16 protein-coding genes are annotated in these 18,865 nt (G+C 59.0%); 15 read left to right on the top strand and 1 reads right to left on the bottom strand.

Annotation, left to right across the window (positions count from 1 at the left end):
• Positions 1–65: 65 nt before the first annotated feature.
• The 8 genes from dnaE (at position 66) to ispD (ending at position 11,662) form a co-directional block, all read left to right on the top strand.
• Complete coding sequence (gene dnaE, locus H8F22_RS07845) at positions 66–3,587, top strand: DNA polymerase III subunit alpha (protein ID WP_027924983.1); 3,522 nt, start codon at positions 66–68, stop codon at positions 3,585–3,587.
• 151 nt (positions 3,588–3,738) lie between these two features.
• Positions 3,739–4,686: an acetyl-CoA carboxylase carboxyltransferase subunit alpha gene (locus H8F22_RS07840; RefSeq protein WP_027924984.1), complete on the top strand. Its 948-nt coding sequence runs from the start codon at positions 3,739–3,741 to the stop codon at positions 4,684–4,686.
• Between the two features lie 133 nt (positions 4,687–4,819).
• Positions 4,820–6,148, top strand: coding sequence for a tRNA lysidine(34) synthetase TilS (tilS, locus tag H8F22_RS07835; protein WP_194939927.1), 1,329 nt, complete (start codon positions 4,820–4,822; stop codon positions 6,146–6,148).
• Between the two features lie 274 nt (positions 6,149–6,422).
• Positions 6,423–8,054, top strand: a complete 1,632-nt coding sequence (locus H8F22_RS07830; RefSeq protein ID WP_027924986.1) for a CTP synthase — start codon at positions 6,423–6,425, stop codon at positions 8,052–8,054.
• A 5-nt stretch (positions 8,055–8,059) separates the two neighbouring features.
• Positions 8,060–8,905, top strand: coding sequence for a 3-deoxy-8-phosphooctulonate synthase (gene kdsA / locus H8F22_RS07825; RefSeq protein ID WP_007949350.1), 846 nt, complete (start codon positions 8,060–8,062; stop codon positions 8,903–8,905).
• A gap of 156 nt (positions 8,906–9,061) precedes the next feature.
• Positions 9,062–10,351: a phosphopyruvate hydratase gene (gene eno / locus H8F22_RS07820; protein WP_194939926.1), complete on the top strand. Its 1,290-nt coding sequence runs from the start codon at positions 9,062–9,064 to the stop codon at positions 10,349–10,351.
• A 328-nt stretch (positions 10,352–10,679) separates the two neighbouring features.
• A complete protein-coding gene (gene ftsB, locus H8F22_RS07815) occupies positions 10,680–10,958 on the top strand; it encodes a cell division protein FtsB (RefSeq protein WP_027924988.1) in 279 nt (92 codons plus the stop codon).
• Positions 10,955–11,662, top strand: a complete 708-nt coding sequence (gene ispD, locus H8F22_RS07810; protein WP_027924989.1) for a 2-C-methyl-D-erythritol 4-phosphate cytidylyltransferase — start codon at positions 10,955–10,957, stop codon at positions 11,660–11,662. The genes ftsB and ispD overlap by 4 nt, the downstream gene beginning before the upstream one ends.
• Positions 11,663–11,732: 70 nt before the next feature.
• Here the strand turns inward: ispD and H8F22_RS07805 are convergent, their stop codons facing one another.
• Positions 11,733–12,629, bottom strand: coding sequence for a LysR substrate-binding domain-containing protein (locus tag H8F22_RS07805; RefSeq protein ID WP_194939925.1), 897 nt, complete (start codon positions 12,627–12,629; stop codon positions 11,733–11,735).
• Positions 12,630–12,736: 107 nt separating this feature from the next.
• Between H8F22_RS07805 and H8F22_RS07800 the strand changes: the two genes are divergently transcribed.
• The 7 genes from H8F22_RS07800 to H8F22_RS07770 all read left to right on the top strand — a co-directional run bounded on the left by H8F22_RS07800 (position 12,737) and on the right by H8F22_RS07770 (position 18,768).
• Positions 12,737–13,849 carry an S-(hydroxymethyl)glutathione dehydrogenase/class III alcohol dehydrogenase gene (locus H8F22_RS07800; RefSeq protein WP_027924991.1) on the top strand — a complete coding sequence of 371 codons (1,113 nt, stop codon included), beginning with the start codon at positions 12,737–12,739 and terminating at the stop codon, positions 13,847–13,849.
• Between the two features lie 8 nt (positions 13,850–13,857).
• Positions 13,858–14,703: an S-formylglutathione hydrolase gene (gene fghA / locus H8F22_RS07795; RefSeq protein ID WP_059181540.1), complete on the top strand. Its 846-nt coding sequence runs from the start codon at positions 13,858–13,860 to the stop codon at positions 14,701–14,703.
• A gap of 53 nt (positions 14,704–14,756) precedes the next feature.
• Positions 14,757–15,230, top strand: coding sequence for a 2-C-methyl-D-erythritol 2,4-cyclodiphosphate synthase (gene ispF / locus H8F22_RS07790; protein WP_059181539.1), 474 nt, complete (start codon positions 14,757–14,759; stop codon positions 15,228–15,230).
• On the top strand, positions 15,227–16,285 hold the full coding sequence (truD, locus tag H8F22_RS07785; protein WP_194939924.1) for a tRNA pseudouridine(13) synthase TruD: 1,059 nt from the start codon (positions 15,227–15,229) through the stop codon (positions 16,283–16,285). Before ispF ends, truD begins: the two co-directional genes overlap by 4 nt.
• Positions 16,273–17,022, top strand: coding sequence for a 5'/3'-nucleotidase SurE (gene surE / locus H8F22_RS07780; protein WP_027924995.1), 750 nt, complete (start codon positions 16,273–16,275; stop codon positions 17,020–17,022). Before truD ends, surE begins: the two co-directional genes overlap by 13 nt.
• Positions 17,023–17,063: 41 nt before the next feature.
• On the top strand, positions 17,064–17,699 hold the full coding sequence (locus H8F22_RS07775) for a protein-L-isoaspartate(D-aspartate) O-methyltransferase (protein ID WP_172825954.1): 636 nt from the start codon (positions 17,064–17,066) through the stop codon (positions 17,697–17,699).
• Positions 17,700–17,910: 211 nt separating this feature from the next.
• Positions 17,911–18,768, top strand: a complete 858-nt coding sequence (locus H8F22_RS07770; RefSeq protein ID WP_194939923.1) for a peptidoglycan DD-metalloendopeptidase family protein — start codon at positions 17,911–17,913, stop codon at positions 18,766–18,768.
• The last annotated feature ends 97 nt before the right edge of the window (positions 18,769–18,865 follow it).

Below are 18,865 nucleotides of genomic sequence, written 5' to 3'. Positions count from 1 at the left end.
ATGTTTTACTCAAGGCCCGGTACAATCCGGGCCTTGTTGTCTTCACGTTTCTAGACAGGATCACTATGCCGGCTTCATTCGTTCATCTACGCCTGCACACTGAATATTCCCTGGTCGACGGTCTGGTGCGGATCAAACCGCTGGTCAAGACCCTGGTCGGCATGAACATGCCTGCCGTAGCGGTCACCGACCAGAACAACATGTGTTCCCTGGTCAAATTCTACAAAGCCGCCATGGGCGCCGGGATCAAGCCGATCTGCGGTGCCGACTTGTGGCTGTCGAACAAGGACCCGGACAACGCCCTGAGCCGGATCAGCCTGCTGGCCATGAACGCGGTCGGCTATCGCAACCTGACCGAACTGATTTCCCGTGGCTTCATCGACGGCCAGCGCAACGGCTCGGTGATCATCGAGCGCGAATGGGTCGCCGAAGCCAGCGAAGGCCTGATCATGCTGTCGGCGGCGAAAGAGGGCGAAATCGGTCTGGCCATGCTCAGTGGCAACCCGGCTGAAGCGGAAAACCTCGCGCGCGAATGGATGGCGGTGTTCCCGGATCGTTTCTACCTGGAAATCCAGCGCACCAACCGCCCCAACGACGAAGAGCAGTTGCACGGTGCCGTGGCCTTGGCCGAGAAAATCGGTGCGCCACTGGTCGCAACCAACGATGTGCGCTTCATCAAGCAGGAAGACTTCGCCGCCCACGAAACCCGCGTTTGCATCGGTGAGGGCCGCGCCCTCGACGATCCGCGGCGTTCGAAGAACTACAGTGATCAGCAATACCTCAAAAGCGCCGAGGAAATGGCCGAGCTGTTCAGTGACCTGCCCGAGGCGTTGGAAAACACCGTCGAAATTGCCAAGCGCTGCAACATCGAAGTGAAACTGGGCAAGCACTTCCTGCCCAACTTCCCGATTCCCGATGGCATGACCATCGACGAGTATTTCCGCAAAGTGTCGTTCGATGGCCTGGAAGAGCGCCTGACCGTTCTGCTGCCCAAAGACACCACGGAAGACTACGAGGCCAAGCGTCAGGTCTACGTCGACCGGTTGAATTTCGAGCTGGATATCATCATCCAGATGGGGTTCCCCGGTTACTTCCTGATCGTGATGGACTTTATTCAGTGGGCCAAGAGCAACGGCGTGCCGGTAGGTCCGGGCCGGGGGTCGGGCGCCGGGTCGCTGGTGGCCTATGTACAGAAGATCACCGACCTCGACCCGCTGGAATACGACCTGCTGTTCGAACGTTTCCTCAACCCGGAACGGGTATCGATGCCCGACTTCGACGTCGACTTCTGCATGGACGGTCGCGATCGGGTAATTGAATACGTGGCCGAGAAATACGGTCGCAACGCGGTGAGCCAGATCATCACCTTCGGTTCCATGGCGGCCAAGGCTGTGGTCCGGGACGTGGCGCGGGTGCAGGGCAAGTCCTATGGTTTGGCGGATCGTCTGTCGAAGATGATTCCGTTCGAAGTCGGTATGACCCTGGAAAAGGCCTATGAGCAGGAAGAGATCCTGCGTGACTTCATCAAGGTCGATGAAGAAGCCGCCGAAATCTGGGAGATGGCCCGCAAGCTTGAAGGCGTTGTGCGTAACGTCGGTAAACACGCCGGTGGTGTAGTGATTGCGCCGACCAAACTGACCGACTTCTCGCCGATCTATTGCGATGAAGCCGGTGACGGCCTGGTAACCCAGTTCGACAAGGATGACGTTGAAGCCGCCGGTCTGGTGAAGTTCGACTTCCTCGGTCTGCGGACCCTGACGGTTATCGACTGGGCGCTGAAAACCATCAACCGCGACCGCGCCAAGGTCGATCAGCCGCCGCTGGACATTGCGTTCATTCCGCTGGACGACAAGCCGACCTACACGCTGCTGCAAAAAGCCGAAACCACGGCGGTGTTCCAGCTCGAATCCCGCGGCATGAAGGAGCTGATCAAGAAGCTCAAGCCCGACTGCCTGGAAGACTTGATCGCACTGGTGGCCTTGTTCCGTCCGGGCCCGTTGCAATCGGGCATGGTGGACGACTTCATCAACCGTAAGCACGGTCGCGCCGAACTCGCGTACCCGCACTCGGATTACCAGTACGAAGGCCTCAAACCGGTACTGGCACCGACTTACGGCATCATCCTGTATCAAGAACAGGTGATGCAGATTGCCCAGGTCATGGCCGGTTACACCCTCGGTGGTGCGGACATGCTGCGTCGGGCCATGGGTAAGAAAAAGCCCGAAGAAATGGCCAAGCAGCGCGGCGGTTTCATTGAGGGCTGCGCGACCAACAACATCGATGCGGACCTTGCCGGTAACATTTTCGACCTGGTAGAGAAGTTCGCCGGTTACGGCTTCAACAAATCCCACTCCGCGGCGTATGGCCTGGTGTCGTACCAGACCGCGTGGCTGAAAACCCATTACCCGGCACCGTTCATGGCGGCGGTGCTGTCGGCGGACATGCACAACACCGACAAGGTCGTGACCTTGATCGAGGAAATTCGCAGCATGAAGCTGCGCCTCGACGCGCCGGATGTGAATGCCTCCGAGTTCAAGTTCACAGTGAATGACGAAGGCCGGATCATTTACGGCCTCGGTGCGATCAAGGGTGTGGGCGAAGGTCCGGTAGAGGCGATCACCGAGGCGCGCCAGGACGGTCCGTTCAAGGACCTGTTCGATTTCTGCGCCCGTGTCGATCTCAAGCGGATCAACAAACGTACCCTCGACGGTTTGATCCGCAGCGGTGCGCTGGATCGTCTGGGGCCTTATTTCCATGACGAGCCGAAAGCTTATCAAGCGAGCATCGACCAGAATCGCGCGGTGCTGCTGGCGGCGATGGAAGGGGCGATCAAAGCTGCCGAGCAAACTGCTCGCACCCAGGACAGCGGCCATGCCGACCTGTTCGGCGGGCTGTTTGTCGAAGAAGACGCCGACGTCTACGCCAGCCACCGCAAGGCCAAGGAACTGACGCTCAAGGAACGGCTGAAAGGGGAGAAAGACACCCTGGGCCTGTACCTGACCGGTCACCCGATTGACGAATACGAAGGTGAAATCCGTCGCTTTGCCCGTCAACGCATCATCGATTTGAAACCGGCCCGCGATACCCAGACCGTCGCCGGCATGATCATCGCCCTGCGGGTGATGAAGAACAAAAAGGGCGACAAGATGGGCTTCATCACCCTCGATGACCGCTCCGGACGGATCGAGGCGTCGCTGTTTGCCGAGGCGTTCCATACCGCGCAGTCGCTGTTGCAGACGGATGCGATGGTGGTGGTCGAAGGTGAGGTCAGCAATGACGACTTCTCCGGCGGCCTGAAGCTGCGGGTCAAGCGCGTAATGAGCATGGAAGATGCGCGCACCAACCTTGCCGAGAGCCTGCGCCTGAAGTTGCAGACCAAGGATTTGAAGGGTGATCAGCTACGCTGGCTGGGTGAGTTGTTCAAGCGGCATCGCGGCGCATGCCCGATCACCATGGAGTACACGAGCCCCGATGCAAAGGCCTTGCTGCAGTTTGGCGAGACCTGGCGAATCGATCCGGCGGATGCGTTGATTCAAGCCTTGCGTGACCAGTTCGGGCGAGACAACGTCTTCCTCCAATACCGTTGACGGTCAGGTGACATCCTTGTGATTCAGAGCTGCCCCTGATCTCGACCCAATTTTTAATCTCGACCTGAACGCGCCTGTCCCTTAAGGTAGGGCGCGAATAGACAACCGGCCGGCCCAAGCTCTCTTGGACGTCGACCCAAGACGGACGCCTATGAACCCGAATTTTCTAGATTTCGAACAGCCGATCGCCGACCTGCAAGCCAAGATCGAAGAGTTGCGCTTGGTCGGTAACGACAATTCGCTGAATATCGGCGATGAGATCTCCCGCCTGCAGGACAAAAGCAGCACGCTGACCGAAGACATCTTCGGCAAGCTGACCAGCTGGCAGATCGCACGTCTGGCGCGTCACCCGAAACGCCCTTATACCCTGGACTACATCGAACACATCTTCACCGAGTTCGACGAGCTGCACGGTGACCGTCACTTCTCCGATGACGCTGCCATCGTGGGTGGTATCGCCCGTCTGGACGACCAGCCAGTGATGATCATCGGTCACCAGAAAGGCCGTGAAGTGCGCGAGAAGGTTCGCCGCAACTTCGGCATGCCGCGTCCGGAAGGCTACCGCAAGGCGTGCCGCCTGATGGAAATGGCCGAACGCTTCAAGATGCCGATCCTGACCTTCATCGACACCCCGGGCGCTTACCCTGGTATCGACGCTGAAGAGCGTAACCAGAGTGAAGCGATCGCCTGGAACCTGCGTGTCATGTCGCGCCTGAAAACCCCAATCATCGCCACTGTAATTGGTGAAGGCGGTTCCGGTGGTGCGTTGGCGATTGGCGTTTGCGATCAGTTGAACATGCTGCAGTACTCGACCTACGCGGTGATTTCGCCGGAAGGTTGCGCCTCGATTCTGTGGAAAACCGCCGAGAAGGCCCCGGACGCCGCTGAAGCCATGGGCATCACCGCCGAGCGCCTGAAAGGCCTGGGTATCGTGGACAAGGTCATCAGCGAGCCATTGGGCGGTGCACACCGTGACCCTGCCGCTGCGGCCGCCTCGATCCGTGCCGAACTGAGCTCACAACTGGCGATGCTGAAGAAGTTCGACAACGACGCGCTGCTGGCCCGTCGTTACGCGCGACTGATGAGCTACGGTCTCTGATCTGACCTCGCTTTTCCCATGTGGGAGCGAGCCTGCTCGCGATGGCGGCTTAACATTCAACTAATCTGTTGGCTGTTAGACCGCTATCGCGAGCAGGCTCGCTCCCACATTTGTTTTGTGCAAAGGGAACGCCATGAGTCGGCCAATGATTGATCTGCCTGCCAGGCTTTTGCAGAATTTGAAACCGTGGCGCAATGCTACGGCCTGGCGCATCGCCTTTAGTGGTGGGCTCGATTCCACCGTCCTCCTGCACTTGCTCGCCCACTTGGCAAAAACCGAATCCCTGCCTGCGCTCAGCGCTATCCATGTCCATCACGGCCTTCAGGTCGCGGCTGATGCGTGGCCGGCACATTGCCAATCCGTCTGTGATGCCTTGAGTGTGCCGCTACACGTCGTTCATGTTCAGGTTCAATCCGGCGCCAGCCTCGAGCGTGCCGCCCGGGATGCGCGCTATGGCGCATTCGTTGAAGCCACTCAGGCCGATGAACTGCTGCTGACCGCTCAGCACCGTGACGATCAGGCGGAAACCCTGTTGTTTCGACTGTTGCGCGGGGCGGGGGTGAGAGGTCTGTCGGGTATGCCGAGCGCGCGTCCGTTGGGGCGGGGTTATCTGCTGCGACCCTTGCTGGATGTCAGTCGCGCCGAACTCGAAGCGTATGCAACGGAGCATCAACTGCACTGGATCGAAGACCCTTCGAACCAGGATCGGCAGTTTTCGCGCAACTATCTGCGGCATCAGGTGTTCCCGGTATTGACCGAGCGCTGGCCGCAAGCGATGGCGACCATGGCTCGCAGCACCGCGCACTTGAGCGAAGCACAGGCATTGCTGGATGAGCTGGCGCAAATCGATCTGGCCGAAGCGACGACGGTCAATGATTTTGACTGGCTGGGCGTGCCCTCATTGGCGCTCGCTCCTCTTTTACGACTCTCCGCCGCTCGTCAACGCAATGCGCTAAGCCATTGGCTCGCAGCGCTGACTCGATTGCCGGACAGCGACCATTGGTCGGGTTGGGAAGATGTGCGCGACGCTACGGGTGATGCGCGTCCGGTCTGGCGGCTGGCGGATGGCGAGCTGCATCGGTCGGCCGGGCGTATCTGGTGGCTATCGGGCTGTTGGCTGCGCAATCCGCCGCCTGCCGTGCATTGGACCGATCCTTCGAAGTCGCTGGCGTTGCCGGAAAATGGTCTGCTCACGCTCACCGGGCAAATCCCCGATGGCCCGCTGCAAATCCGCTATCGTGAGGGAGGTGAGGTCATGCATTTAGCTGATCGCGGCCACCGCGACCTCAAGCGTTTGCTCAATGAGCGTGGGGTTCCGGCCTTCGCCCGTGGCAGATTGCCGCTGCTCTGTCGCGACGAGCAATTGCTGGCAGTGGGCAGCGTACAGGGCTTGAATGGCAGTGGGCAGGACGGCTGGCTTTTGCATTGGCGGCCACCTGGCGAAGATCAAGGTTTGAGCTGAAAGGGGCTTTCCGGTAGACTACGCTCCCTTCTTGATACAACTTCTGTGGATTCGCCTGAATTGCAGGAGTTGCCGATTACCAAGCAGTCTTTGCTGGGCGATTCCAAAAAATGTGTAGCGAGCAACGCACCGGTGTTTTATCTGCCGGTCTGTCCCAACGCGGCGGTTTTTTTGAAAGGTGCACTGTGATTAATGCAGGTGATCGGGGGCTTCGGCCTTCCTTCGCTTTCCCCGGCGGCTCGGACCGCTTTAACGCAGACTTCTAGGGTTTTTCATGACGCGCTACATATTCGTCACGGGCGGTGTTGTTTCTTCATTGGGGAAAGGCATCGCATCGGCTTCATTGGCGGCCATCCTGGAGGCGCGGGGACTTAAGGTCACCATGCTGAAGCTGGACCCGTACATCAACGTTGACCCGGGCACCATGAGCCCGTTCCAGCACGGTGAAGTGTTCGTCACCCATGACGGCGCCGAGACCGACCTGGACCTGGGCCACTACGAGCGGTTCATCCGCACGACCATGACCCAGAACAACAACTTCACCACCGGCCGTGTCTACGAGCACGTGCTGCGCAAAGAGCGCCGTGGTGATTACCTGGGCGCAACCATCCAGGTGATCCCGCACATCACTGACGAAATCAAGCGCCGGATCATCAAGGGCGCCGGCGATGCCGACGTGGCGATGGTCGAGATCGGTGGCACCGTGGGTGACATCGAGTCGCAACCGTTCCTGGAAGCGATCCGCCAATTGCGTTTCGAAGTCGGCGCCAAGCGCGCAATGCTGATGCACCTGACACTGGTGCCGTACATCGCCACGGCCGGCGAAACCAAAACCAAGCCGACCCAGCATTCGGTCAAGGAACTGCGTTCCATTGGCCTGCAGCCGGATGTGCTGGTTTGCCGTTCCGATCACCCGATCGACATCTCTTCGCGCCGCAAGATCGCGCAGTTCACCAACGTTGAAGAGCGTGCAGTGATCGCGCTGGAAGACGCCGACACCATCTACAAGATCCCGGGCATCCTGCATTCCCAGGGCCTGGATGATTTCGTCGTCGAGCGTTTCGGCCTGCAATGCGGCAGCGCTGACCTCTCCGAGTGGGAAGCGGTGGTTGATGCCAAGCTGAACCCGGAACACGAAGTGACCATCGCGATGGTCGGCAAGTACATGGAACTGCTGGACGCCTACAAGTCGCTGATCGAAGCGATGAGTCACGCCGGCATCAGCAACCGCACCAAGGTCAACCTGCGCTACATCGATTCCGAAGACATCGAAAACCAGGGCACCGCGCTGCTGGAAGGTGTTGACGCGATCCTCGTACCTGGCGGCTTCGGTCTGCGTGGCGTGGAAGGCAAGATCACCGCCGTTCAATACGCTCGCGAAAACAAGGTTCCGTACCTCGGCATCTGCCTGGGCATGCAAGTGGCCGTGATCGAGTTCGCTCGTAACGTGCTGGGCTGGAAAGATGCCAACTCCACCGAGTTCGATCGTGCCAGCGGCCATCCGGTCGTGGGTCTGATCACCGAGTGGGAAGATGCTACCGGCGCGGTCGAAACCCGTACCGAATCGTCTGACCTGGGCGGCACCATGCGCCTCGGTGCTCAGGAGTGCCTGCTGGAGCCGGGTTCGCTGGTGCACGACTGCTACGCCAAAGACGTCATCGTCGAGCGTCACCGTCACCGCTACGAAGTGAACAACAACCTGCTGCCGCAGATTATGGAAGCCGGTCTGAAAATCACCGGTCGTTCCGGTGACGGCGCGCTGGTTGAAGTGGTTGAAGCTCCGGATCATCCATGGTTCGTTGCTTGCCAGTTCCACCCTGAGTTCACCTCGACGCCACGCGACGGTCACCCGTTGTTCAGCGGTTTCGTTAAAGCAGCATTGATTCAACACCAGAAGAAGGCATAAATCTGATGGCGCAGAAGATCATCCGCGTAGGCGATATCGAGATTGCCAACGACAAGCCAATGGTGCTTTTCGGTGGCATGAACGTGCTGGAAAGCCGCGACATGGCGATGCAGGTCTGCGAAGAGTATGTGAAGGTTACCGAGAAACTCGGCATCCCTTATGTGTTCAAGGCCAGCTTCGACAAGGCCAACCGTTCCTCCGTGACCTCTTACCGTGGCCCCGGCCTGGAAGAAGGCATGCGGATTTTCCAGGACATCAAGCAAGCCTTCGGCGTGCCGATCATCACCGACGTCCACGAGCCTGACCAGGCCGCGGTCGTCGCTGAAGTCTGCGACATCATTCAATTGCCGGCCTTCCTGTCGCGCCAGACCGACCTCGTGGTCGCGATGGCCAAGACAGGCGCGGTGATCAACATCAAGAAAGCCCAGTTCCTGGCACCGCACGAGATGAAACACATCCTGAGCAAGTGCGTGGAAGCGGGCAACGATCAGTTGATCCTCTGCGAACGCGGTTCGAGCTTCGGCTACAACAACCTGGTTGTCGACATGCTCGGCTTCGGCATCATGAAGCAGTTCGAATACCCGGTGTTCTTCGACGTGACCCACGCGTTGCAAATGCCCGGTGGTCGCTCCGATTCCGCCGGTGGTCGCCGTGCCCAGGTGACGGATCTGGCCAAGGCAGGCATGAGCCAGTCGCTGGCCGGCCTGTTCCTCGAAGCCCACCCGGACCCGGACAACGCCAAATGCGACGGCCCTTGCGCCTTGCGTCTGGACAAACTGGAGCCATTCCTGGCCCAGCTCAAAGCGTTGGACGAACTGGTGAAGAGTTTTCCGACGGTAGAAACCGCGTAAACCTCAATTCTCCGGTAAAGTACCGCACGATTTGTTGCTCAGGCCCTCGGGCCTGAGCCTTATCGTCCGCAAGTCTGCCCGCTGCACCTCACTTGCCGACGGTAAAAGATTTCCTCTAGCTGCGTCGTTTTCGTCAACTTTGGAGTGTTTACAACAATGGCAAAAATCGTCGACATCAAAGGTCGTGAAGTTCTCGACTCCCGTGGCAATCCCACCGTGGAAGCGGACGTGCTTCTCGATAACGGCATCATCGGCAGCGCCTGCGCGCCGTCCGGTGCTTCCACTGGCTCGCGTGAAGCACTCGAGCTGCGTGATGGCGACAAGAGCCGTTACCTGGGCAAAGGCGTTCTGAAGGCCGTGGCCAACATCAACGGTCCGATCCGTGACCTGTTGAAAGGCATGGACCCAAGCGACCAGAAAGCGCTGGATCACGCGATGATCAAGCTCGACGGTACCGAAAACAAAGGTTCCCTGGGCGCCAACGCGATCCTCGCCGTTTCCCTGGCTGCGGCCAAGGCAGCAGCACAGGACCAGGACCTGCCGCTGTATGCTCACATTGCCAACCTGAACGGCACCCCGGGTGTTTATTCGATGCCGGTACCGATGATGAACATCATCAACGGTGGCGAGCACGCCGATAACAACGTCGACATCCAGGAATTCATGGTTCAGCCGGTTGGCGCCAAGTCTTTCTCGGAAGGCCTGCGCATGGGCACCGAAATTTTCCATCACCTCAAAGCTGTGCTGAAGGCACGTGGCCTGAGCACTGCTGTCGGTGACGAAGGTGGTTTCGCACCGAACCTGGCTTCCAACGAAGACGCTTTGAAAGTGATCTCCGAAGCCGTGGCCAACGCCGGTTACGAACTGGGCACCGACGTGACCCTGGCTCTGGACTGCGCGGCGAGCGAGTTCTACGAAGACGGTAAATACAACCTGTCCGGCGAAGGCCAGGTGTTCACCGCTGAAGGTTTCGCTGATTACCTCAAAGGCCTGACCGAGCGCTATCCGATCATCTCGATCGAAGACGGCCTGGACGAGTCCGACTGGGCTGGCTGGAAAATCCTCACCGACAAGATCGGCGAGAAGACCCAGCTGGTAGGCGACGACCTGTTCGTGACCAACACCAAGATCCTGAAAGAAGGCATCGATAAAAAGATCGCCAACTCGATCCTGATCAAGTTCAACCAGATCGGCACCCTGACCGAAACCCTGGAAGCCATCCAGATGGCCAAGGCCGCTGGTTACACCGCCGTGATCTCGCACCGCTCCGGCGAAACCGAAGATTCGACCATCGCCGACCTGGCTGTGGGCACCTCGGCTGGCCAGATCAAGACCGGTTCCCTGTGCCGTTCCGACCGCGTATCCAAGTACAACCAACTGCTGCGTATCGAAGAGCAGTTGAATGGCAAAGCCAAGTACAACGGTCGTGCCGAGTTCCGCGGTTGATAGAGTGCCGTGCCTCGCCAATACTGCGCCTTTTTGACGGTGCCTTTTGTCGTCATACTGCGTTGCCGCTCCTCGCCATAGCCAGCTATGACTCGTCGCGGCGCCTTGTCTGACAACAACAGTCACTCGTCAAAAAGGCGCGTATTGGTGAGGCACGGCACTGCATGGTAAAAAGACACCGGATTGTGTCGGAAAAATCGCTACAGCGACGTTTTTGCCACTAATCTGATGCCTTATAAGCACAAGCCTGGATTTTCCAGGCTTCGTGCTATCAGAAGCTTCAATGTTTTTGCATGGCTGTCTTTTTTCACTGGAAACCTGATATTCGATGCGCAGTCCCAATTGGTTGTTCCTTGTCTTGCTCTTGTTGCTGGCTGGCCTGCAATACCGCCTGTGGGTGGGTAATGGCAGTCTGGCGCAAGTGGCAGAGCTGACTCAGCAGATCAAGGATCAACAGGCTGAGAACGAAGGGTTGCTGGAGCGCAATCGGGTCATGGACGCCGAAGTCGGTGAGTTGAAAAAAGGCATGGAGACCGTCGAAGAACGGGCTCGCCATGAGTTGGGCATGGTCAAGGACGGTGAAACCCTTTACCAGCTGGCTCGATGAATTCCCCATTACCGGCCTTCTGGGCCGTGATTCCTGCCGCGGGCGTCGGTGCCCGTATGGCCGCAGACCGTCCCAAGCAATACTTGCAACTGGGCGGGCGCACTATTCTCGAACACAGCCTCGGCTGTTTCCTTGATCACCCGTCCCTGAAGGGGTTGGTGGTCAGTCTTGCTGTTGATGATCCTTATTGGCCAAACCTGGCCTGTGCTGGCGACTCGCGAATTCAGCGGGTTGACGGCGGTGCCGAGCGTTCCGGGTCGGTGCTGAATGCGTTGCTGCATTTGCATGCGTTGGGTGCTGATGATGAAGACTGGGTGTTGGTGCACGATGCTGCGCGGCCGAATCTGAGTCGTGACGATCTGGACAAGTTGCTGGGTGAGCTGGCAAATGATCCGGTCGGCGGGTTGCTGGCGGTTCCGGCGCGCGACACCCTCAAGCGGGTCGACAAACATGGGCGTGTGGTTGAAACCGTGGATCGCAGCGTGATTTGGCAGGCTTATACGCCGCAGATGTTTCGCCTGGGTGCCTTGCATCGGGCGCTGGCTGACAGTCTGGTGGCGGATGCGGTAATCACTGATGAAGCGTCGGCGATGGAGTGGGCTGGTTTGGCGCCGCGTCTGATTGAAGGCCGGTCCGATAACCTCAAAGTTACGCGTCCTGAAGATCTCGAATGGCTTCGTCAGCGTTGGGCTAATCGCCGCTGAATTCTTCGCTGGCTGTTCAACCGCCATCGCGAGCAAGCTCGCGATAGGTCAGGCACAGGCAACAAATAACTTAGCTCCGATACTCCGGCCGCTCAGCCAACCCTTCCTTCAAATAATCCACCAACTTGCGCACCTTCGGCGACAGATGCCGCTGCTGCGGATAAAGCGCCCATACCGCCGTGTTAGGCGGTTGATGCGCATCCAGCAGTGAAATCAATTCGCCGCTTTTCAAATGTTCCAGCACGTAATAGTCCGGCAACTGACACAACCCCACGCCCTGTAGCGCCGCATCCAGCACCGCTTGCCCACTGTTGCAGCGCCAGTTTCCCTGGACCCGCTGCGAAAATTCCCGCCCGTTCTGTTCCAGTTGCCACATGTCCGAGCTGCCAATGAGGCAGTTGTGGCGGCTCAGTTCCGACAAGCTGTGCGGGCGGCCATAGCGTTCCAGATAGGAGGGCGATGCGCACAGGTACATGCGTCGTGGTGCCAGACGTGTAGCGACCAATCGCGAATCCTGTAGGCGTCCAAGACGAATCGCCAAATCCAGACCTTCGTGCACCAGATCGAGCGTGCGGTTGCTCAGTTCGATATCGACACGCAGCTGTGGGTAAAGCCCCATGAAGCGCGTCACCAGCGGCACGATGAAGCGCTCTCCGTACGCCACGGCACAGGTCATGCGCAGCATGCCTTTGGGTTCGCTGGTCAAGTCGCCCACTGCGCGCAGGGCTTCTTCGCGACCGTCTTGCAGGCGCTGGCAATGTTGCAGGAAGGTTTGCCCGGCTTCGGTCAGCGTGACCCGGCGCGTGCTGCGGTACAGCAAACGAGTTTGCAAGCGCTCTTCCAGGCGTACGATTTGTCGACTGATATGGGAGGAAGAAACCCCAAGACGTTCCGCTGCGGCCGTAAATTGGCTGCATTCAGCCACGGCGACGAACTCGTCGATCCCTTCCCAGCGGCTTTCGGCCATCGTTGATTATCCCTATATGGCAATAATGTTTTGCTTTTGCCCTGATTATTCACCGTAAGGCCGTGTATTACACTTCCTGTCTCGTTTTTATTCGCTGGAGAATCCACATGATCAAGTCGCGCGCTGCCGTTGCCTTCGAGGCCAAGAAACCCCTCGAGATCGTCGAAGTCGATGTCGCCATGCCCAAGGCCGGCGAAGTTCTGTTGCGTGTGGTTGCCTCCGGCGTCTGCCATACCGATGCCTACACGCTGTCCGGCGCGGATCCGGAAGGTATCTTCCCGTCGATCCTCGGTCACGAAGGTGGCGCGGTGGTTGAAGCGATCGGCGAGGGCGTGACCTCGGTTGCGGTGGGCGATCATGTGATCCCGCTGTACACCCCGGAATGCCGCCAGTGCAAATTCTGTCTGTCGGGCAAAACCAACCTTTGTCAGGCGATTCGCGCGACCCAGGGCAAAGGCCTGATGCCGGATGGCACTTCGCGCTTTTCCTACAAGGGTCAGCCGATTTTCCACTACATGGGCACGTCGACGTTTTCTGAATACACCGTGTTGCCGGAAATCTCGGTCGCCAAGATTGCTAAAGAAGCGCCACTGGAAAAAGTCTGTCTGCTGGGTTGCGGTGTCACCACCGGCATCGGCGCGGTACTGAATACGGCCAAGGTGAAACCGGGTGATACCGTGGCCATTTTCGGCCTCGGCGGCATTGGTCTGTCGGCGGTGATTGGCGCGGTAAAAGCCAAGGCTGCACGCATCATCGCCATCGACATCAACCCGGCCAAATTCGAGATCGCCAAGCAGTTGGGTGCAACCGACTGCGTGAACCCGAAAGACTTCGACCGTCCGATCCAGGAAGTCATCGTCGACATGACTGATGGCGGCGTCGACTTCTCCTTCGAGTGCATCGGCAATGTGCAATTGATGCGCGCCGCCCTTGAGTGCTGCCATAAAGGCTGGGGCGAGTCGGTGATCATCGGTGTCGCCGGTGCCGGTCAGGAAATCTCCACCCGTCCATTTCAGCTGGTCACCGGTCGCGTCTGGCGCGGTTCTGCGTTCGGCGGCGTGCGCGGCCGTACCGAGTTGCCAAGCTACGTCGAAATGGCCGAGACCGGCGAAATCCCGCTGGACACGTTCATCACCCACACCATGGGCCTGGAAGATATCAACAAGGCGTTCGACCTGATGCATGAAGGCAAGAGCATCCGTTCCGTCATCCACTTCTGAGGTCGGTCATGAGCCTGGAAAATATCTCCTGCCAGAAAAGCTTCGGCGGCTGGCACAAACGTTACCGGCACCGGTCAGACGTGCTCGGCTGCGAGATGGTGTTTGCCGTATACCTGCCGCCTCAAGCGGAGCAGGGCGGCAAGCTTCCGGTGCTGTACTGGTTGTCCGGCCTGACCTGCACCGACGAAAACTTCATGCACAAGGCCGGCGCCCTGCGCATGGCTGCCGAGCTGGGGTTGATCATCGTCGCGCCGGACACCAGTCCGCGCGGTCCTGATGTGCCGGGTGATCCGGACGGCGCCTGGGACTTCGGCCTCGGTGCCGGTTTTTACCTGAATGCAACCCAAGAGCCGTGGTCGCGACACTATCGGATGCATGACTATGTCGTGCAGGAATTGCCGGCATTGGTCGAAGCTCATTTCCCGGCGTCGGACAAACGTGGCATCAGCGGTCACTCCATGGGCGGCCACGGTGCGCTGGTTTGTGCGTTGCGTAATACGGGGCGTTATCAGTCGGTGTCGGCGTTCTCGCCGATCAACAATCCGATGGACTGCCCGTGGGGTCAGAAGGCCTTCTCCCGTTATCTCGGCGAAGACCGTTCGAAGTGGCGCGAATGGGATGCGTGCGCCCTGATCGCCGAGGCTGACGAGAAGCTGCCGCTGTTGGTCGATCAAGGTGATCGCGACGATTTCCTCGCCACCCAGCTCAAGCCTGAAGCCTTGCAACAGGCCGCCAAACTGGCCGGTCATCCGCTGACGTTGCGCCTGCAACCCGGCTATGACCATAGCTATTTCTTCATCGCCAGTTTCATCGACGACCACTTGCAACATCATGCGCGCGCTCTAGGCGCCTAATGTTCGACAAAGCAGGTAGAATCACGCCCTGACAAAAATCGGGGCGTTTTTTTATGCGTATTGGCCACGGCTATGATGTGCACCGTTTCGCTGAAGGCGATTTCATTACTCTGGGCGGCGTGCGCATTGCACACGGCTTCGGGCTGCTCGCTCACTCCGACGGTGACGTCCTGCTGCACGCCTTGAGCGATGCCTTGCTCGGCGCCGCTGCGCTGGGTGATATCGGCAAACATTTCCCGGACACTGACCCGACCTACAAGGGCGCCGACAGCCGTGTGCTGTTGCGTCACGTCGTCTCGCTGATCCACGCCAAGGGCTGGAAAGTCGGCAACGTCGATAACACCATCGTTGCCCAGGCGCCGAAAATGGCCCCGCATATCGAATCGATGCGCGCGCTGATTGCCGCGGATCTTCAAGTTGAGTTGGATCAAGTGAACGTGAAAGCTACCACCACCGAAAAGCTTGGCTTTGTCGGTCGCGAAGAAGGCATTGCCGTGCACGCCGTTGCCTTGTTGCTGCGCGCATGAACGAATCGCAATTGCTTGGCCCGCGGGCCTATGGTGACGCTCTCGGCACCGCTGTTCTGAAAGCCACGGCAGAAGATTTCCAGGTCGATGAAGTGCTCAACATCCCCCTCAGTGGTGATGGCGAGCATTTGTGGATCTGGGTAGAAAAGCGCGGGCTGAATACCGAAGAAGCGGCACGGCGAATCGCCAAGGCAGCGGGCGTGCCATTGCGCACCGTCAGTTATGCCGGGCTCAAGGACCGTCAGGCGCTGACGCGCCAATGGTTCAGCGTACAGCTGCCCGGCAAGGCTGATCCGGATTTGTCGGCAGCAGAAAACGACACGCTGAAAATCCTCAAGACCGGTCGGCACAAACGCAAGCTGCAACGTGGCGCTCACTCGGCCAATGGCTTCACGTTGCGCCTGACGCAATTCGCTGGCGACAAAGCCGCGATTGAAGAACGACTGCAGCTGATTGCCAAGCAAGGTATTCCCAATTATTTCGGCGCCCAGCGTTTCGGCTTTGACGGCGGCAACGTGGTCGATGCCCGTGCCTGGGCCGCGCGCAAGGCGTTGCCGGAGCAGCGCAACGTGCGTTCGCGCCTGCTCTCGACGGCGCGCAGTTTCCTGTTCAATCAGGTGTTGGCGGCGCGTGTTGCCGACGGTACCTGGCAGCAAGCCTTGGTCGGCGATCTGCTGGCCTTCACCGACAGCCGCAGCTTCTTTCCGGCCGGTGAAGAGGAGTGCAGCGACCCGCGACTGGCGATTCTCGACTTGCACCCGACCGGCCCGCAGTGGGGCGAAGGTGACTCGCCGGCGTCAGGCGTTGTCCATGAACTGGAGCAGGCAATCGCCGCGCGCGAAGCGGAGCTGCGCGATTGGTTGATTAACGCCGGAATGAGCCACGAACGTCGCATCCTGCGGCTGCCCATTGGCGGGTTGACGTGGCATTATCCCGAGCCTGACATTCTGCAACTGGAATTCGTCCTTCCGGCCGGATGCTTTGCCACCGTATTGGTGCGCGAGCTTGTTGATCTGGTGCCGGTGGGGCAGACGGACAGCCCATGCGTATTCTGATTTCTAACGACGATGGGGTAGCCGCACCCGGTCTCGCCGCGCTTTATGCTGCGCTGGCGGATTACACCGAATGCGTGGTTATCGCCCCGGACCAGGACAAAAGCGGCGCCAGCAGTTCGCTGACGCTCGACCGTCCGTTGCACCCGCAAACCCTGGCCAACGGCTTCATCAGCGTGAACGGCACCCCCACCGATTGCGTGCACCTGGGCCTTAACGGCTTGTTGGAGCAGCAACCGGACATGGTCGTTTCGGGGATCAACCTCGGCGCCAATCTGGGCGATGACGTGTTGTATTCCGGTACGGTGGCGGCGGCCCTTGAAGGGCGTTTTCTTGAGCGTCCTTCGTTTGCCTTTTCATTTGTCTCGCGACAAATAGAGAACCTTGCTACCGCCGCTTACTTTGCGCGCAAGTTGGTTGAAGCCCATGGCGATCTCGACCTGCCACCGCGCACGGTACTGAATGTGAACATTCCCAACCTGCCGCTGGACCATATCCGCGGTATTCAGCTGACCCGCCTCGGGCATCGCGCACGTGCTGCGGCGCCGATGAAAGTGGTCGATCCGCGGGGCAAGTCCGGTTACTGGATCGCCGCCGCCGGGGATGCTGAAGATGGCGGCCCAGGCACCGATTTCCATGCGGTGATGCAGGGCTATGTTTCGATCACCCCGCTGCAACTGGATCGCACCTTCAACGATGCCTTCAGAAGTCTCGATGGCTGGCTGGAGGGACTGCGCTAATGTCTCGTGAACAAGACGATATGCTGCGCCGCGGCATCGGCATGACTTCTCAGCGGACCCGCGAACGCCTTATCCAGCGCCTGTACGAAGAGGGCGTTTCCAACGCCAAAGTGTTGGAAGTCATTCGCCGCACACCCCGTCACCTGTTCGTCGACGAAGCGCTGGCCCACCGGGCTTACGAAGACACGGCGCTGCCGATCGGGCATAACCAGACCATCTCCCAGCCTTACATGGTGGCTCGCATGAGCGAGTTGCTGCTGGAGGCAGGTCCTTTGGACAAGGTGATGGAGATCGGTACCGGGTCGGGCTACCAAACGGCTGTCCTGTCGCAGCTGGTCGAGCGGGTGTTCTCCGTGGAGCGCATCAAGGTGTTGCAGGACCGGGCCAAGGAACGCCTGGTGGAGCTGAACCTGCGAAACGTGGTGTTTCGGTGGGGCGATGGTTGGGAGGGCTGGCCGGCACTGGCGCCTTACAACGGCATTATCGTCACGGCAGTGGCCACTGATGTGCCGCAGGCCTTGCTCGATCAGTTGGCACCGGGTGGGCGCCTGGTCATCCCTGTCGGCTCCGGCGAGGTGCAGCAATTGATGCTGATCATCCGCGAAGAAAACGGCTTTTCCCGACGTGTTCTGGGGGCAGTGCGATTCGTGCCATTGCTCAACGGGCCACTGGCCTGAGCATTTGTTTTGGCGCGCTGAATTCTCTTCGATTGGCCGTGTCTTACAGCGGCATCGATTGGTTAAACGGTATTTATCGTCAGTCAGCAAACGTGTGCGCGAAGCGAATTCGCTTCATTAAAGGTAAAGCCTGTCCGGCCCGTTATACTTGCGACATCTCGAGCCGGAACACGGCAATCCACAATTTCAGCCACCACAAAGGGAGCGGCGGGTGAGTCTCACAGTCATTGCGCAGCGTATGAGTACAACGAGCTTTCAGCGCCTGGTGACTGGCCTTGTCTTGAGCACCTTGCTGGTCGGTTGCTCCAGCACCAAATCGAGTAACGTCGGCGTCGTCGATCGCAACAACGCGGCCCCCCAACGTCCGGCAACGACGACGGGCCAGTATGTCGTTCGACCAAAAGACACCCTGTTCTCGATCGCTTTTCGCTACGGCTGGGACTACAAAGCCCTCGCAGCGCGGAACAATATTCCTACGCCCTATACGATCCATCCGGGTCAGATAATTCGCTTCGATGGCCGCACCGGATCAACGCCGACAGCGGTTGCCAGTACGAGCGATTCCACGCCTTCGTCGTCGCTGAAAACCACGGTAATCCGGCGCCAGCCGAATGGCGCAACCACCAGTACTACGGTGGTTGCACCGTCCGTCGCCAACAAACCTGCACCCGCTCCATTGCCGCCAGCCGGCCCGGCCCCGACCGGCTGGGGATGGCCATCTAATGGCATTCTGATTGGTAAATTCTCCTCAAACGGTAGTTTGAATAAAGGAATTGATATCGCCGGAGATTTGGGACAGCCTGTTTTAGCTGCGTCTGATGGGACGGTGGTATACGCCGGGAGTGGCTTAAGGGGCTACGGCGAATTAGTCATCATCAAACACAGTGAAACCTACGTCAGTGCCTACGGACATAACCGCAGGCTGTTGGTACGGGAGGGGCAGCAGGTCAAAGTCGGACAGACAATTGCCGAAATGGGGTCAACGGGTACAGACCGGGTGAAACTGCATTTTGAGATTCGCCGCCAAGGTAAACCTGTAGATCCGCTGCAATTCCTGCCACGTCGTTGATTTGTTAGCCAGCCTGTTCCGTCACGTAGAGGGAACAGGCTCCAGCGTTGCCAAGGATAAAGGCGCCGCTTGAGCTTGAGGTCGAACTCACCAAAGG

The organism is Pseudomonas mucoides (assembly GCF_015461845.1).
Classification (GTDB): domain Bacteria; phylum Pseudomonadota; class Gammaproteobacteria; order Pseudomonadales; family Pseudomonadaceae; genus Aquipseudomonas; species Aquipseudomonas mucoides.
The sequence above is the reverse complement of the archived record's forward strand: the minus strand, read 5'-3'. Positions and strand labels throughout refer to the sequence as shown.

Coding starts and splice junctions, on each gene's coding strand:
- eno (WP_194939926.1), top strand. CDS start 9,062: ATGGCAAAAATCGTCGACATCAAAGGTCGTGAAGTTCTCGACTCCCGT.
- truD (WP_194939924.1), top strand. CDS start 15,227: ATGAACGAATCGCAATTGCTTGGCCCGCGGGCCTATGGTGACGCTCTC.
- ispF (WP_059181539.1), top strand. CDS start 14,757: ATGCGTATTGGCCACGGCTATGATGTGCACCGTTTCGCTGAAGGCGAT.
- H8F22_RS07800 (WP_027924991.1), top strand. CDS start 12,737: ATGATCAAGTCGCGCGCTGCCGTTGCCTTCGAGGCCAAGAAACCCCTC.
- tilS (WP_194939927.1), top strand. CDS start 4,820: ATGAGTCGGCCAATGATTGATCTGCCTGCCAGGCTTTTGCAGAATTTG.
- H8F22_RS07830 (WP_027924986.1), top strand. CDS start 6,423: ATGACGCGCTACATATTCGTCACGGGCGGTGTTGTTTCTTCATTGGGG.
- dnaE (WP_027924983.1), top strand. CDS start 66: ATGCCGGCTTCATTCGTTCATCTACGCCTGCACACTGAATATTCCCTG.
- H8F22_RS07840 (WP_027924984.1), top strand. CDS start 3,739: ATGAACCCGAATTTTCTAGATTTCGAACAGCCGATCGCCGACCTGCAA.
- ftsB (WP_027924988.1), top strand. CDS start 10,680: ATGCGCAGTCCCAATTGGTTGTTCCTTGTCTTGCTCTTGTTGCTGGCT.
- fghA (WP_059181540.1), top strand. CDS start 13,858: ATGAGCCTGGAAAATATCTCCTGCCAGAAAAGCTTCGGCGGCTGGCAC.
- kdsA (WP_007949350.1), top strand. CDS start 8,060: ATGGCGCAGAAGATCATCCGCGTAGGCGATATCGAGATTGCCAACGAC.
- surE (WP_027924995.1), top strand. CDS start 16,273: ATGCGTATTCTGATTTCTAACGACGATGGGGTAGCCGCACCCGGTCTC.
- ispD (WP_027924989.1), top strand. CDS start 10,955: ATGAATTCCCCATTACCGGCCTTCTGGGCCGTGATTCCTGCCGCGGGC.
- H8F22_RS07805 (WP_194939925.1), bottom strand. CDS start 12,629: ATGGCCGAAAGCCGCTGGGAAGGGATCGACGAGTTCGTCGCCGTGGCT.
- H8F22_RS07775 (WP_172825954.1), top strand. CDS start 17,064: ATGACTTCTCAGCGGACCCGCGAACGCCTTATCCAGCGCCTGTACGAA.